General features: G+C 57.1%; 12 protein-coding genes and 1 tRNA gene. 4 read left to right on the top strand and 9 right to left on the bottom strand.

What is annotated here, in order from left to right:
- The first annotated feature begins 210 nt into the window (after positions 1–210).
- Positions 211–864, top strand: a complete 654-nt coding sequence (locus BLP93_RS04355; protein WP_092117601.1) for a PRC-barrel domain-containing protein — start codon at positions 211–213, stop codon at positions 862–864.
- 381 nt (positions 865–1,245) lie between these two features.
- Complete coding sequence (locus BLP93_RS04350; RefSeq protein WP_092117598.1) at positions 1,246–2,043, top strand: PRC-barrel domain-containing protein; 798 nt, start codon at positions 1,246–1,248, stop codon at positions 2,041–2,043.
- 122 nt (positions 2,044–2,165) lie between these two features.
- Here the strand turns inward: BLP93_RS04350 and BLP93_RS04345 are convergent, their stop codons facing one another.
- The 5 genes from BLP93_RS04345 to cbiE all read right to left on the bottom strand — a co-directional run bounded on the left by BLP93_RS04345 (position 2,166) and on the right by cbiE (position 6,651).
- On the bottom strand, positions 2,166–2,747 hold the full coding sequence (locus BLP93_RS04345) for a Slp family lipoprotein (protein WP_092117595.1): 582 nt from the start codon (positions 2,745–2,747) through the stop codon (positions 2,166–2,168).
- Between the two features lie 48 nt (positions 2,748–2,795).
- Positions 2,796–3,305 carry a Slp family lipoprotein gene (locus tag BLP93_RS04340; RefSeq protein ID WP_092117592.1) on the bottom strand — a complete coding sequence of 170 codons (510 nt, stop codon included), beginning with the start codon at positions 3,303–3,305 and terminating at the stop codon, positions 2,796–2,798.
- Between the two features lie 285 nt (positions 3,306–3,590).
- Entirely contained in the window at positions 3,591–4,553 is a 963-nt protein-coding gene (locus BLP93_RS04335) for a GDP-L-fucose synthase family protein (protein ID WP_092117589.1), read from the bottom strand.
- A 41-nt stretch (positions 4,554–4,594) separates the two neighbouring features.
- Positions 4,595–5,383 (bottom strand): precorrin-4 C(11)-methyltransferase, encoded by a 789-nt coding sequence (cobM, locus tag BLP93_RS04330; RefSeq protein ID WP_092117586.1) that lies wholly within the window; start codon positions 5,381–5,383, stop codon positions 4,595–4,597.
- Entirely contained in the window at positions 5,380–6,651 is a 1,272-nt protein-coding gene (cbiE, locus tag BLP93_RS04325; RefSeq protein ID WP_139162912.1) for a precorrin-6y C5,15-methyltransferase (decarboxylating) subunit CbiE, read from the bottom strand. The genes cobM and cbiE overlap by 4 nt, the downstream gene beginning before the upstream one ends.
- Before the next feature lie 161 nt (positions 6,652–6,812).
- On the opposite strand from cbiE, the gene BLP93_RS04320 reads away from it, so the two are divergent.
- Together BLP93_RS04320 and BLP93_RS04315 are read left to right on the top strand one after the other, a co-directional pair.
- Positions 6,813–7,382 carry a helix-turn-helix domain-containing protein gene (locus tag BLP93_RS04320; RefSeq protein ID WP_092117580.1) on the top strand — a complete coding sequence of 190 codons (570 nt, stop codon included), beginning with the start codon at positions 6,813–6,815 and terminating at the stop codon, positions 7,380–7,382.
- Positions 7,383–7,459: 77 nt separating this feature from the next.
- Positions 7,460–9,112 carry an AMP-binding protein gene (locus BLP93_RS04315; RefSeq protein WP_092117577.1) on the top strand — a complete coding sequence of 551 codons (1,653 nt, stop codon included), beginning with the start codon at positions 7,460–7,462 and terminating at the stop codon, positions 9,110–9,112.
- A gap of 54 nt (positions 9,113–9,166) precedes the next feature.
- Here the strand turns inward: BLP93_RS04315 and BLP93_RS04310 are convergent.
- The 4 genes from BLP93_RS04310 to BLP93_RS04295 form a co-directional block, all read right to left on the bottom strand.
- Positions 9,167–9,257 (bottom strand) — tRNA-Ser (locus tag BLP93_RS04310).
- A 281-nt stretch (positions 9,258–9,538) separates the two neighbouring features.
- On the bottom strand, positions 9,539–9,970 hold the full coding sequence (gene ruvX, locus BLP93_RS04305) for a Holliday junction resolvase RuvX (RefSeq protein WP_092117574.1): 432 nt from the start codon (positions 9,968–9,970) through the stop codon (positions 9,539–9,541).
- A 21-nt stretch (positions 9,971–9,991) separates the two neighbouring features.
- Positions 9,992–11,398, bottom strand: a complete 1,407-nt coding sequence (locus tag BLP93_RS04300) for an NAD(P)-dependent malic enzyme (RefSeq protein WP_092117571.1) — start codon at positions 11,396–11,398, stop codon at positions 9,992–9,994.
- A gap of 111 nt (positions 11,399–11,509) precedes the next feature.
- Positions 11,510–15,070, bottom strand: a complete 3,561-nt coding sequence (locus tag BLP93_RS04295) for an FAD-binding and (Fe-S)-binding domain-containing protein (protein ID WP_092117568.1) — start codon at positions 15,068–15,070, stop codon at positions 11,510–11,512.
- Positions 15,071–15,113: the final 43 nt, after the last annotated feature.

Below are 15,113 nucleotides of genomic sequence, written 5' to 3'. Positions count from 1 at the left end.
TAATCCCTGCCCTTTCTTCAATTACGTGCAAACAGAAAACCGGATACAGGAACTCCCTCATTTTCATAAGCGTGCTTATTGATGATGTTTGAAGCGAAAGAGGGTGTCGATCGTGTATCACACGATGGATGAACGAAAGACATTTCGGCAAAAGGATGATTATCATTTAAGGTAATCCCAATCACCAATAGGACCTGAGGAGGTATTTTTATGAAAACATTGATCATCAGCATTATTTCCGGATTGTTGTATCTGAATCCTGCATTTGCACAGACCCAGGATACCGAACGCATGCCCAGTCAGCCTCAGCAAGATACGGATATCCAAAGTGAACGTACCGGACCCGCCGATCCTGACAACGGAATTTGGACTCCCGGAGGGCAGAGAGAAGTCGACCGAAATCGCTCAACCCCTGAGTTGGGAAGAGGCGCCGAAGACCCCACGAGTCCTGCTCCGGGTGAAGGAATGGGACAGGACCAACAGTTCCAACCGCGCGGCGCGCATGAGCAGCAAGAATCCTCCAGGGACGCGGCTCGTCCGCACCAGATTACTGAAGTGGAGCCCCAAGAGGGGTACGAACGGGTAACGCCTGACAAAATCGATCAGGACAATCTCCGGAATGCCGTTGTCTATGACGACAACCACGAAAGTGTAGGCCATGTGGATCAGGTCCTGGTCACACCTGAGGGCGAGGTCGAGCGCTTGGTCGTGGATGTTGGTGGATTTCTCGGAATCGATGCGCACAGCGTGGCCTTCGACATAGTAGACGTAGATATCCATAAGGATGAGGACAAGGATGAGTTGCGCGTCTACATTCCCATGATCGAAGAATTGAGAACTCAGCAGCAAGTAAGAGACAACTAGTCATTTGTCCCAGAACAACATGATAAAGCTGTCCGGGCGAAGTTTTTAATTCACGCCTGGACGGCTTTTTTTTAATCCCGGATGAGAAACCGCTTTAACTTGAGTATTCCGACCAATTTTCTAACAATGATGCAACTTCGAGAATTTCGAAGCGAATATTTTGAAACTTTTACAAGTGGTTCAGCATAAAAATATTACATTCCTTAAAGTACATGTCTTCTAGCTACTGGATACATGAGTTCCCCCATTTTCAAAACAACGTTGATTAATGATGATAGAAATCAAGAGGCGAGTTCTTGTGGCAGATGAATTCACGGTGGATGAATAAAAAGGCTTAAAGCACATTGTTCAACCACCAATTATCAGACTTGAGGAGGTCTTATGAAAACTTTAGTCATCAGCATTGTTGCCGGTTTGTTGTATCTGAATCCTGCATTTGCACAGACCCAGGACACCGACCGCACCACCAGACAAGGACAGGAAGACAGAGGCATCCAGAGCGACCGAACAGGTCCCGCTGGTCAGGGTGACGAAATGTGGACTCCGGGAGAACAAAGAGAAATTGACCGCAACCGCTCAACTCCTGACTTGGGCAGGGATGCCGAGGACCACACTGGTGATGCGGCTCAGCCTGGGATGACCAGGGAGCAGCGAGAAACTGATCAGAACGGCCGCCAGACCTACGGCGATCAGCAGGAGCGGAGCACCGGTCAGCAGAATCAGCGGATGAACGAAACGAATCGTCGCACAGCTCCGGGTGAAGGCATGGACAATGATCAGCAAGTCCGGCCGCGCGACGCTCATGAACAAGAACAACCCACCACGGATCCGACTCGCCCACACCGAACCAGAGAGGGCGTGGAACCGCAAGAGGGCTATGATCGGGTCTCGCCTGGCCTGATCAGCGTGAACGATCTTCAGAATGCCGATGTCTATGACAGCAACCACGAAAATGTGGGCAATGTAGATCAGGTCCTGATCACGCCCCAGGGCGACGTCGAACGTTTGGTCGTGGATGTCGGCGGTTTTCTCGGCATCGGCACGCACAGCGTGGCCATTGACATTGACGAGGTGGAAATCCACCGTGGCAATGGGGATGATTTGCGGGTCTACGTTCCCATGACCGAGCAGGAACTGGAGGCCATGCCGGAATACCAGGAAGGCAACAGCACTTGGTAGCAGCGAGTACAATCCAGCAGCAAAGTCGTCCAGGCGCGGAGCAATCCGGCGCCTGGACGACTTTATTGTTAACTCAGCCTGGGACCGCCGCCGCACCCCAGGGGCAAGAAAATCGAAATGGATCACCACCAGGGTGAATAAAACGGATGTCGCCGGTAGGGGAAAAGAGTGGGATGTCGGCGGTACCTTCCGTACCAGGGGTCCCAGTACGGACTGTAAAACGGGCCATAGAACGGATCATGAAATGGATCATGCCGAGGTTGCGGCCGCTCTTCCCAGAGACGGATTTCCAAGGCTGCAAGATATGGATATCGGTATTCCAGATTTCCCAAATCCCCAATCATTTCACCGATCACTCGTCCGGCCACGGTCACCCTTCGCCCCTTGCGATAGATTCCCGGCTCCAGCACGGCGGGATGGAGTACCATGAACCGTCCGCCGGAACGGTCCAGGTCGACCGGCTCGCCTAAATGGTTGGTCCTGGTCTGATAGACTTCCAGCAAGGAACCTTCTTCGGAGTGCAAAACCTGGACGATAACTCCGCCGAGGACGACAATTTTTCCCTGATTGGCTTGAGGCTGTTGTCGCAGTTCCGCAAAAGAAAGATCCCGATCCGCCATATCCAGCAAGGCAGGCGAAACGGCATGTGTACATCCTCCCAACAGCGCCGATGCCATCAATGTCAACATAATGGGTACACGCATGGATTACCTCAACTGGTTTCAGGGTAACAGCACTTTTTCCAGTTTAGTTCAGAGTCCAATGCCGATGCCAAGTCCGAAATGGAGCCGACTCCTGCCGGGAGCATTTTGGTCCAGAGGCCACAGGTGCAGCTCATTTCCGACTATGACAGGGTAAAGATAGGTGGCGCGCTGAAGAAGCCGCTGTTCCCCGCCGGCCACGGTACCCAGAACCGTGATCCATCTCCCCGGATGATAGATCGCCGGGTCGAGAAATCTCGGAATTCGTACCAGAAACCGTTCCCCGGAGGGACGGCGATGGTTGGGCCTGTTGGTGAAGCCGAGCTCATGGTGCAGAATCACAAGTTCCGTATGGTCGGCGAAGTTCTCGACCTCGATGATTGCGCCTCCCAAAAGAACGGTCTGTCCGGCATAGGCTTGCGGTTCTGCTCGAAGTCGATGAATGCCAACATCCTCGTCAACCATTCGCAAGCCTTCGCGGGTAAATGTCTGAGCGCAACCAGAAAGCAGGAGAATGAGGAAAGCTGGCAGCAATGCACAAGAAAATGAAATCGTTTTCATGGAAAGACCTCCAGAAATCCATTTCCCCTGCAAGCAAGAATTGTTGCCGTGACGGGCCTTGAATAAACGCCTAATGGGCAATCATCAACCTGCAGAGGACGAGTGGCGGGGCGACGTCAAGAAGCTGTGACTTCAGGAAGAATACCGGAAAGAGGAGCGATGCGAGGATGGTCAATGCAGCTGACGCCAATACCAGAATAGGTATTTCTCCAGCGAATGATGTCAATCCGAAGGATGTCGTGAATTTTAGGATGAAAGCTTTTGACAGGAATGCCGCATGACAAGTCAGCTCGATGTCCTGGCGAGAAAGTCTTGATACGTTACGGCCAATCCTTCCCGCAGAGTGAGGCTCGGCTGCCAGCCCACGGCGTTCATCTTGTTCACATCCAGGAGTTTGCGCGGCGTGCCGTCCGGCTTGTCCGCATCCCAGACAATCTCGCCTGTGTATTCAACCACCTCGCGGACCATTTCGGCCAGCTCACGGATGGTCTGGTCAACGCCTGAACCGATGTTGATCAAGGGTACGTTTTCTGAATCCAGAAAAGCTTCTTCGCCGCCTCCCTCCAGTCGCATCAAGTGCACGCAGCCCCGGGCCAGGTCGTCCACGTGCAGGAATTCGCGCCGGGGGCTGCCGGTACCCCAGAGGACCACTTGTCCGGAGCCGGAAACCTTGGCCTCGTGAAACTTGCGGATCATTGCCGGGATCACATGGCTGCCGGCCAGATCGTAATTGTCGTTGGGTCCGTACAGATTGGTGGGCATTACCGCCAGGTAGCGGGTTCCGTACTCCCGGTTGTAGGCCCGACACATCTCAATGCCCGCGATCTTGGCCACGGCATAGGGCCGATTGGTGGGCTCCAGCGGTCCGGTCAGCAGGTACTCCTCCTTCATGGGCTGAGGGCATTCCCGCGGATAGATGCACGATGATCCCAGAAAAAGCAGACGCTGCACGCCGTGACGCCAAGCCTCGTGGATCACGTTGGTCTGGATGGCCAGATTGATGTGGATGAATTGGGCTGGATAGGTGTTGTTGGCCAGAATACCGCCGACTTTGGCCGCGGCCAGAAAGACGTACTCCGGACGTTCGCGTTGGAAAAATTCTCGCACGGCAGCCTGGTTCGTCAGGTCCAATTCAACGCTAGTCCGCTTGAGAATCCGGGTATATCCTTCGCCTTCCAAAGCCCTCACCAAGGCCGATCCCACCAGCCCGCGATGACCGGCAACGTAGATTCGTGCGTTTTGGTTCATGGTATTGCTCAAGATTCGGATGACGGTGCAAGACAACCGGATCATTCCCCCGTCGCAGGATCGACGGCGTCACGAAACCCGTGTTCAAATTCCGGCGCATAGAGGCGCGAGGATGTGGACTGTTCCTGTCCCGGCAAGACCAGGAACACCGTCTGTCGTTTCCAGTGCGTCCTTGCCTCGCTTGCGGCCAGTTTGTCCAGGGTCAGGCGCTCAATCCGCTCTTCGGGCCACCCGACCCGGTGCGCCGCGATGATCATCGTGTCCGACGGATAGCCTCCGTCCAGAAGTTCCCGGGCCATCTCCAGGTGGTTGGGCCCGCTGAGATAGACGGCCAGAGCGGCCCGATGCGTGGCGAGACCGCGCAATCTTTCGCGCTCCGGTACTGGAGTAAGCCCGCCCATGCGCGTCAGGATCAGAGTCTGGCAGGTCTCGGGAATCGTGAATGAAATTCTCGTCGCGGCCGCCGCGGCCATGGCCGCGGTGACCCCGGGGACCACGGCGTAGTCAATTCCTTCCGCTTCCAGCAAGCGGACTTGTTCGCGTACAGCACCGTAAAGACCCGGATCGCCGGTGTGCAACCGGACCACGAATTCACCGGAAAGGACCGCGTCCCGGATCAGGCCGTGAGTCTGCTTCAGAGTCAGTCCGGCGGAATCATGAATTCTGGCCCGGGACTTGGCCTGATCCAGCATGGTCCGGGGAACCAGTGAGCCGGCGTAGATGATCAGATCCGCCTCCCGGATGAGGCGCTGGGCCTTGACTGTCAGCAACTCCGGATCACCGGGACCGGCGCCGACGAAATGGACGAGGGGTGGGTTATGATTTGTCACGGTGTCGCATCTTCCGGTTTGAGAGTGCAGACGAGAAAAATCGGATTCTGGGATTGTAGGCGATGCCCGCCAGCCAGAGGCACGGCATGGCTGGCCTGGATCTGCAGTATTTCGAGAGGCCAGCGCATGTGCTCAAGATGATCCCTGATCCGCTCCAGGCTTTGCAGGAGAACGACTGAGGCCACGAGCCGCCCGCCCGGCTTGAGACGCATGCAGGCCTCCTCCAGAATAGACATGCCGCCGGAGAGCCCCCCGCCGATAAAGATACGATCCGGAACCGGCAGTCCATGTAGACACTCGGGCATCCTGCCTTGAACCACCTGCAGCCAAAAGGCATTGGTCCGGCGGATGTTCTCCCGGATCATGGCCACTCTTCGCGGCTCTCTCTCCACAGCTGTCACGCCGCCCTGAGGCAGCAGCAAGCCGGCTTCGAGGCCCACGGAACCGCACCCGGCTCCGAGATCCCAGAGCAAGTTGTCCGGCTGCAACGCCAGGGCCGCGATCACGGCGGCGCGAACCGTCCGCTTGGTGATCAGCCCGTTCTCGCGGCAGTAATCTTTTTCGGCCATGCCCAGGCAAATCTGCAGTTCAGGCTCCGCGGTACGTTCCAGAAGAACCAGGTTCAAGGGCGAGAACTCCTGTCCCAGAACCTGCTCCAAGGTGAATTGTCCCCAGCGTTGCTCCGGCGTGCCCAGATCTTCAAAGACCCACATCCGGAAGTTCTCCCCCCCCCGCTCCAGGACCATGGTCGCCACGGCCGCCGGTGTATTGCTGTCGTCGGTGTACACGGCAACATGTCGGTTGCGGGCCAGAGCTGCAAAAAGCAGAGTCGTGCCGTTTCGGCCATGCAGGGAAACCACGCCGACATGCTGCCAGGCCAAGCCCAGCAGGGAAGCAGCGGCCTGGAGCGTGGTGGTTCCGGGATGCAGCCGCACCCGCTCCGGACCCAGGCGTTGCACCAGGAGCGGACCTATGCCGTAATAACAGGGATCTCCGCCGACCAGCACCACGACCCGCGGGCCATGATCGACGACGACTTGTTCCAGTTCATCCATCACCTGAGCCAGAGGGGCCTTCAAGGTAATCCGCCTTCCCTGATAGTCAGGAAATGCCCCATGCAGTCGTTTTCCGGCCACAAGCAGCTCCGCGGAATTGATCAACTCCATGCGCGGTGCGGAAATCTCCTGAACAGACTGGCCCAGTCCGAGCACATGGACAAGTCCTTTTTCAGTTGCGTGGAGATCCTGGCTATTATTTTCGGAACGCATCAGATGAATCTGGGGTTGCACGAGGACGGGATGCTGAATATGACAACCTTTTTTATCGACATGTACATCATTGATCTAGCCGAATTCCCGCAGTCGGGAAGTTGGTCGACCTTCGTTCAATCAGATCGCTGCCGCGGTCATGCATACCAAAGGTAACAAACATGAGCAAAGAAAACGTCGGAGTCAGAATTCGGAGTTTGCGCGAAGAACGGGAACTGAGCCTGGAAGACCTGGCCGAACGCAGCGGCCTGCCCGCGGAATTTATCGCCAGGATAGAAGCATCGGGAAACCCGCCGTCCCTGGGGCCGCTTTTGAAAATTGCCCGAGGTCTCGGAGTACGCCTGGGGACGTTTCTGGATGATCACGTCAGTCGTGACCCCCTGGTTGTCCGTCTTGAGGAGCGTCAAGCCGGCCTGAACATGCATCACGATCAGGGCGGTCCCGTGGCCCTTCGCTTCTTCCCTCTCGGCCAGGGCAAGACCGACCGGCACATGGAACCGTTCTTCATCCAGGTTCTTCCCGAGTCCTCCACGGAAAAAAAGCTGTCCTTTCACGAGGGCGAGGAATTCATCATCGTGGCTTCCGGTGAGATCGAGATCCTCTACGGCCAGGAGACTCATCGCCTGAAGGCGGGAGACTCTGTATACTACAATTCCGCGGTGCCGCATCACCTGGGAACGGCAGGTCCGGATCCCGCTGAAATCTACGCCGTGCTCTACATTCCGGAGTAGCGGTCTGAGAGAAATTTTGGCCGGTTGTCGCGCACCCGGCCAGTTGTCGATATTCCGATATTGCGAAGGAGCGCTTTGTGGACAATTCCATTCTACGAGAAATTACCTTGGGCCAACTTCTGGACGAGGCAGTCAGGAACCACCCGGACAACGACGCCGTGGTCTATGTCGACCGCGGCTTTCGCCTGACCTACAGTGAATTCGGCGAGGTGGTCGATCAACTGGCCAAAGGGCTGATGCATCTCGGCGTGCAACACGGTGAAAAGGTGGCCGTCTGGGCCACCAACGTGCCGTACTGGGTGGCGCTGCAGTTCGCCACGGCCAAGATCGGCGCGGTGCTGCTGACCGTGAATACCAACTACAAAACCAACGAACTGGCATATATTCTGGAACAATCCGAGACGGAAAACATCTTTCTGATCGACGGTTTCCGGGATACGGACTACGTGGCCACCATCAACGAACTGGTCCCGGAGCTGCGCACGATGCCTCGCGGACACCTGAAGAGCGCGCGCTTCCCGCACCTGAAACGCGTCCTCTTTCTTGGCCCGGAAAAGCACCGCGGCATGTACTCCATTCCGGAGCTGCTCGCCTTGGGACACATGACGCCGCAATCCGAGTATCAAGCCCGGCAGGACGCCTTGAACCCCCACGACGTGGTGAATATGCAATACACCTCCGGCACCACGGGCTTCCCCAAAGGGGTGATGCTGACGCACTACAATATCGCCAACAACGGTTACTGGATCGGCGAAAACCAGCTCTTCACCCACAAAGACCGGATCTGCCTGCCCGTACCCCTGTTCCACTGTTTCGGATGCGTGCTGGGCGTGCTGGCCGCGGTCAGCCACGGCAGCACCCTGGTCATTCTGGAGGGATTCAATCCGGTGCATGTCATGGCCTCGGTGGAGCAGGAACGCTGCACCGCACTCTACGGCGTGCCCACCATGTTCATCGCCGTGCTGGAGCATCGCCTTTTCCCCAAGTTCGACTTCAGCTCCCTGCGCACCGGAATCATGGCCGGCTCGCCCTGTCCGGTTCGCGTCATGCGCCAGGTCATGGAGAAGATGTACATGAACGACATCACCATCTGCTACGGTCTGACCGAAACGTCGCCGGTGATGACCCAGACCAGGGTGGACGACGATGTCAACCGCCGCGTAGCCAGCGTGGGTCGGGCCATGCCGGCCATCGAGGTGCGCGTCGTTGATCCGGAGACGAACGAGCCCGTGCCGAGCGGAGTCCAGGGCGAGGTTTGCTGCCGAGGCTATAATGTGATGAAGGGCTACTACAACATGCCTGAAGCCACGGCCCAGACCATCGACGCGGACGGCTGGCTGCACTCGGGAGATTTGGGCGTAATGGACGAGGAGGGCTATCTGGCCATCACCGGGCGGATCAAGGACATGATCATCCGGGGCGGGGAAAACATCTATCCGCGGGAGATTGAGGAGTTTCTCTACACATTGGAGGGCGTCTCGGACGTGCAGGTGGCGGGCGTGGCCAGCCGCAAGTACGGCGAGGAAGTGGGCGCCTTCATCATCCCCAAACCCGGCGCGACCTTGACGCCGGAAGAGGTCCGCGACTTCTGCCGCGGCAAGATCGCCCGCTACAAGACGCCGCGTTACGTGGCCTTCGTGGACTCGTATCCCATGACCGCCAGCGGAAAGATCCAGAAGTACAAGCTGCGCGAAATGGCCGCCAAACTTTTCCCCGAGGCCATGCGTTAGATCCCGAGACAACAAAAAAGCCGCCCCAAGGGGCGGCTTAAATACCTGAAATAATGGCGGAGAGGGTGGGATTTGAACCCACGGTACGGGGTTAGCGTACACACGATTTCCAATCGTGCTCCTTCGGCCGCTCGGACACCTCTCCACGCGAAACGTCGATACTTAAAGTATTATTTCTGAGTTTGCAAGCAAATTCTCACTGCCCGCCTTCATCAATTGATAGCGTGCTGGCAACTGCTCAGCTGCGTTCCTGCTTGCCTTTTCCCTTGCCCGCAGGCTTTTTCCCCTGCTGCTCCGGTGGTTGCGGACCGCAACCCTTGGCCGGGCCTCACCCGGAAAAGCCGCCGCCGCGGCGCATGATATACGCAAAAAAGACAACGACAAGGATAATGATTATCGGGGACAGGATTGATTCCATGGGTCCTCCTAAGAGACGTCGGTTCGGGATTCTCTGGTGCATTCCAGATAATCGTTGAGAATAATCACGGCAGATTGCCGGTCCAGCACCGGGCGCAGTTTTCGACCGCGGCGTCCGCTCTGCCACAATTGTGATTCAGCTTCCCGCGAACTGAACGCTTCGTTCTGAAAGTATACCGGTATCGCCGTGCGGCGTCGCAGGCTCTGGGCGAAATTACGGACCTGGCGGGTCGTATCGGTGTCCTCCCCGCTCAGGGATTGGGGCAGGCCGAGCACCACGGCGCCAACATCTTCCTTGGCGATGATCGCCAGCAGGTCGGCAAAAAGCCGATCCCGAGTCGTCTTTTCCAGGGTTGCATACGGGTGGGCCAGAAGCCCCAGGCCGTCGCTCAAAGCCAGGCCCACCCGTTTCGTACCGTAGTCGATGCCCAACAGACGCATGCTAAATGCCTCGGGAGGGCATTAAATCCTGGCGACTCCGCTGTCCCTGGCGGCCTGCTCGACGCGTTCGGCCACAAAATCGGCCACGCCGGGGTGAAAGGCGCTGGGAATGATGATGCCCTGGGCCAGTTGCTCGTCGTCGACGCAGTCTGCAATGGCCTGCGCCGCGGCGAGCTTCATGGCCTCGTTGATGTCCGAAGCCCGACAATCCAGCGCCCCGCGGAAAATGCCGGGAAAGCAGAGCACGTTGTTGATCTGGTTCGGATAATCGGAACGGCCCGTGGCGATCAGGCAGTCCAGGTCGGCGATTTCTTCGGGCAGAATTTCCGGAATGGGATTGGCCATGGCAAAGATGATCGGCTTGGGCGCCATCTTCAGGACATCCTCCCGCTTCAACGTGCCGGGGCCGGAAAGGCCGATAAATATATCCGCCCCCTGGATCACCTCGCTCAGAGAACCTTGTTCGTTATTTGGGTTAAAGATTTGAGCGCATTCTTCTTTGACGGAATTCATGCCCTGGGTGCGTCCACGGTAGATCGCGCCGGCCCGGTCGCAGGGTATGATGTTCTTGACCCCGGCTTCGGCAAACATCTTGGCGCAGGCCACGCCCGCGGCTCCGAAGCCGTTGATCACCATCTTCAGCTCCCCGATCTTCTTCCCGGACAGCTTCAACGAATTGAGCAGCGCGGCCAGGGCGACTACCGCGGTGCCGTGCTGGTCGTCGTGAAACACCGGGATGTCCAGACGTTTTTTCAGTTCCTGTTCCACTTGAAAGCAGGCCGGGGCAGCGATGTCTTCCAGGTTGATGCCGCCAAAAGACGGTGCGACCTTTTCCACGAAGTCGATCAATTCTTCCGGAGTCTTCGTTTTCACGCACAGCGGAAACGCGTCCACCCGTCCAAAGGCCTTGAAAAGAACTGCCTTGCCTTCCATCACGGGCATGGCTGCCAGGGGACCGATGTTGCCGAGCCCGAGCACGGCGGTGCCGTCGGAAACTACGGCTACGCAATTTTGCCGGATGGTCAGATCAAAAGCCCGCTCCGGATTCTTGTGAATTTCCTGGCAGACCCTGGCCACGCCAGGGGTATAAGCCATGGCCAGTTCGTCGGCATTGTCCACGGAGGATGTGGGAGAGATTTCAAGCTTGCCTCCGTCATGGATGGCCATGGTCGTGTCCGTGGCCCAGGATTCCAAAACACCCGGCAGGTCTTGCAGCGCCGCTACCACCTTTTCCCCGTGCTCCACTGAAGTTGCGTAGAACTCAATGGTGATTTCCTCGGCCTCCATGTTGTCGCCCATGCGAAAGAACTGGATTAGTCGGGCACCCTCCCGCCCCAGGGTCTCCAGCAGTCGAACGCGGTTCTCCTGCTTTTTTTCCAGCCGAATGTCCATGGTAAAACTGTAACTTGCCGAAAAATGCGTGCTCATCAATGATCGCTCCTCAGTGGTTTTCGGTTCAATGCCTTGGTGGTTAAGTCCTAACGCGCTGCGATAGAAAATCTGCGAAAATAGAAAGTAGTCTCTGTAAGAGAGTCCTCGTCATGTCCTGGTATTTCGTTGGGTGAAACGGGATTGGGCGATCTCCTTGGCGGCGTTCTTTTCCCAGTCCTCCCCGGCAAGAAGGCCAGCCATGTATTCCATTGTATGCACTACCTTTTTCTGTTGCCCCAGTTCCTGCAGGCATCTGGTCAAGCCGATACGACAGGAGGGACACCCCACCAGGATCGGTTCCGGGGAATCCATCTGCTCGATGTCCGACCGCAATTGATCCGTTTTCCTTCGCCGCAGCTTGTTGTAGATGGCCGGCGAGGTCATGGCGCCCAGGCCGCTTTCTCCGCAGCAGTGGGGGCTGATCCGCACGTCCGTCTTCAGAAGCTTGGACAGGGCCTCGGCATAGATTTTTCCGGATTTGACTCCCTCCACGCCGGACCATTCGTTATGGCAGGCGGCATGATAAAGCAACGGCCCTGGAGCATGAAGCGATTCCGGCAGCTTGTGCGCCAGGCGCTGCAAAAGAAACTGGAGGGAGTCCTGGTGTTTCAGGGCATGTCCGGCCTTCGCCGCCAAATGATAATCCTTCACGCCTTCCCGGCAGGAACCGCAGGCCGTGATGATATGTGAGACCGTGAACCCTTGGCCCTTGGCCTTGTTCAGCAGGCGGGTCAGGGCCGCGACATTTCGGTCCTTGTTGGTTTGAAACGCCTTCTCACTGCCTCCGGCCAACAGGGGATAACCGCAGCACAGGTGGCTTTCCGGGAGAATGACCTGGCAATCGGCTTTCAAAAGCAGGCTGATCGTGGCCAGGCCGATGGAGCGAAAAAACAGGCCGGCCCCGCAGCCCGGAAAATAGAGCACCGTCTCTTTATTCTGGATGGATTTTCCGTTTCCGGCGGGAATGAAGATGCTGCCTTTGCCCAGGCTCAAGCTTTCAGACAGATTCCTGAATTCCAGCTGCGGCCCCTTGCCGCGCAGCAACGGACTCTCAGCCCGCTGCCGCCATTTGGTCGGAACAAGGCCAATGGCCTTGTTCTGAATATTCTGCGCCACGGCCATGAATTTTGCAGCCCGTGGCAGGCGGCACGGAGGATCCTTGGCCAGGTAGTCCATGATCCGATTCTTGAATGGATGGCCGTCCGCGCCCTTGCCCTGCAGATACCCCCGCAGTTCCAGAACAACATCCGGTGTGTTGATCTTGACGGGGCATGCGGATGTGCATTTGCCGCATCCGGTGCAGTGCTGCATCAACCTGCCCAGTTCCTTGAGCAGTCTCTGCTCGGGCTGTCCGGTCAGGGTTTGGGTGTAGTAAATAGCCTCGATCATCGCACCCAGGCTGATGTTCTTGTTGCGGGGGTGGAACAACAGGCCCTGAGCCGGAAGATACATTGGGCAGACCTGCTTGCATTTTCCGCAGCGCGAGCATGTCTGGATGTTGGTCAGCAGCCTGATCAACCGATCCCGTTCCGGCAATCCGCTCCGGCTCAAGTCCTGGATCAGCCGATTGAAGGAAAAGGTGTACGGGGGGGAGGGCTGCTCGCGCAGGGTCAGCTTCCCGGGGTTGATGATATTTTTAGGATCCACCTTGTTCTTGTAGGCTTTCAAGGCCTGGATCTTCTCATCGGGCAGGAAGGCGATCTTGGTGATCCCGATGCCGTGCTCGCCGGAAACCGCGCCCTTGAGTTCCAGGACTTTCTTGAAGACTTCGCCCGCCGCTTCCTCTGCCTGATGCAGCATTTGGGGATCGTTGGAGTTGACGGGGATGTTGACGTGGCAGTTGCCGTCACCGGCGTGCATGTGATTGGCCACGATAATCCGCGTGGCCCGCATCCGGGTCAGGATTTCGTCCAGTTCCGGCTGCAAACGGGGGTAGCGGTTGCGCAGATCCTGAAAGAAAAACTGGGTCTGGATCTCGAACTCCTGGTCCGACAACTCCTTGGCCGTAATTTCGTCTTTGAGAATCCGAGCGCAGTAGTCCAGCTCCATTTCCACAAATTCGTCTTGGTCGGCCACACCCTGAAGGCCGGCGACTTCCTGGAGAGCCCGGCGGTAGGCCTTGGCCAGACATCGCAGATTCAGATGTTCCAAAAAGTCCGAAAATTCGGGAATCACCTTCAGCGGGATGACGATGTCCTCGTTGATCTTGAAACCGCTGGTCCGGCGGGTGATGGCGCTGAGGCGGTGGCGATCCTCCCAGAATATTTCAGCCTGCTTGGAGTCCGAGGCCACGAATACATCCACGTTCTCATACGGACCGACAATGTCCACCACTGTTCCGACAGCTCCATCCAGCGCGGCCTCGTCGTCCGAGTCCATCTGGATCAGAAGCACCGAGATCGGATCGCCCTCATATCGGGATGATTTCTTTTGGTACTCGATGGCCTGGACGTATTTGGTCCCGAATTCTTCCAGAGCGGACATTTTGACCAGGTCCCCCTGCTCCCGGATGGTGTCGCGCATGGCCACCAGGTCATTGATGACCAGCATGGCCGGATGCATGCTCCGACCATAGAATTCAAGGCACAGCGTGCGGGAATAGGCGGGCATGGGGTGCAGAATGAAGCAGGCTTCGGTGATGATGCCGTCCACGCCTTCTTTCTGGATTCCAGGCAGGCCGCCGAGAAACTTGTTGGAAACGTCCTTGCCCAGGTTCTCGCCGCGGATATCGCTCCCGTGGAGGGAAATGGTTTCCCGCGGTTGTCCCTGATCGTCCAGAACCTCAAAAACGGCGTCCTCGTTGGGAAGAATCTTGTGCAGAGGATGATTTTTCCGCCGCACCTCGATGCAGTCCCCGCTGGGCAGGACCATGACATAGCTGAGGATGTTGTCCAGGGTGGTTCCGTACTCAAAGGCGAAGGGGCCTCCGGCGTTCTCGGAGATGTTGCCCCCCAGGGACGAAGCTGCCTTGGACGCCGGATCAACGGTGAACAGCAGACCCTGGCCGGCAGCCGCCTGGATCGCGTTCAGGGTGATCACGCCGCTTTGGGCGCACAATTTTTTTTCCTTCTTGTCGATACTGAGGATGTTTTTCATCCGGCTCAGGCTGAGCATTACCGTTCGTTTTCCGGCCGGAATGGCCCCTCCGGTCAGGCCGGAACCGCCGCCGCGGGGCACGATGCTGAAACCCATTTCATTGGCCAATCGGATAATGCACTGGACCTGTTCGGTATTTTCCGGAGCCACCACCAGCAACGGCAGTTCCAGGCGCAAGTCCGTAGCGTCCGTTGAGCACTCCACCAGGGCATTGGGATTATTGTTAATGCACTCCGTGGGCAGACATTCCTGAAGGCGCTTGATCAGGTCGGACTTGAAATTTTGTTCCGCCTCGTAGTCCTGCCAGAAATGATCCACGGCCTGTTCCAGGGCAGTGGCATATTCCGAGTCCAGGGAAGGGGCGTTGGCCGACAGTTGCGCATTCACGCTGTTCCGAACCATGTCCGGTGCAATGAACGGATTGTAACGCAGCAGAAAAAGTTCCGCGGCCATTTCCACGGCCAGGGAACGGACGCTTTCCGGCCAGGAATCGACCTGTTCCTGCGTCAAATTGAATACCCGGGGCAATAAACGAATATGAGGAATGGAGATATGCGGTCCACGTGATGTCATGAATACCAACCTGAAAATTGCGAAAAGGAATGAATGTTAGTTA

It is taken from the genome of Desulfonatronum thiosulfatophilum, assembly GCF_900104215.1.
In the GTDB taxonomy this organism is placed as follows: Bacteria; Desulfobacterota; Desulfovibrionia; order Desulfovibrionales; family Desulfonatronaceae; genus Desulfonatronum; species Desulfonatronum thiosulfatophilum.
The sequence above is the reverse complement of the archived record's forward strand: the minus strand, read 5'-3'. Positions and strand labels throughout refer to the sequence as shown.

Coding starts and splice junctions, on each gene's coding strand:
- BLP93_RS04355 (WP_092117601.1), top strand. CDS start 211: ATGAAAACATTGATCATCAGCATTATTTCCGGATTGTTGTATCTGAAT.
- BLP93_RS04350 (WP_092117598.1), top strand. CDS start 1,246: ATGAAAACTTTAGTCATCAGCATTGTTGCCGGTTTGTTGTATCTGAAT.
- BLP93_RS04345 (WP_092117595.1), bottom strand. CDS start 2,747: ATGCGTGTACCCATTATGTTGACATTGATGGCATCGGCGCTGTTGGGA.
- BLP93_RS04340 (WP_092117592.1), bottom strand. CDS start 3,305: ATGAAAACGATTTCATTTTCTTGTGCATTGCTGCCAGCTTTCCTCATT.
- BLP93_RS04335 (WP_092117589.1), bottom strand. CDS start 4,553: ATGAACCAAAACGCACGAATCTACGTTGCCGGTCATCGCGGGCTGGTG.
- cbiE (WP_139162912.1), bottom strand. CDS start 6,651: ATGCGTTCCGAAAATAATAGCCAGGATCTCCACGCAACTGAAAAAGGA.
- BLP93_RS04320 (WP_092117580.1), top strand. CDS start 6,813: ATGAGCAAAGAAAACGTCGGAGTCAGAATTCGGAGTTTGCGCGAAGAA.
- ruvX (WP_092117574.1), bottom strand. CDS start 9,970: ATGCGTCTGTTGGGCATCGACTACGGTACGAAACGGGTGGGCCTGGCT.
- BLP93_RS04300 (WP_092117571.1), bottom strand. CDS start 11,398: ATGAGCACGCATTTTTCGGCAAGTTACAGTTTTACCATGGACATTCGG.
- BLP93_RS04295 (WP_092117568.1), bottom strand. CDS start 15,070: ATGACATCACGTGGACCGCATATCTCCATTCCTCATATTCGTTTATTG.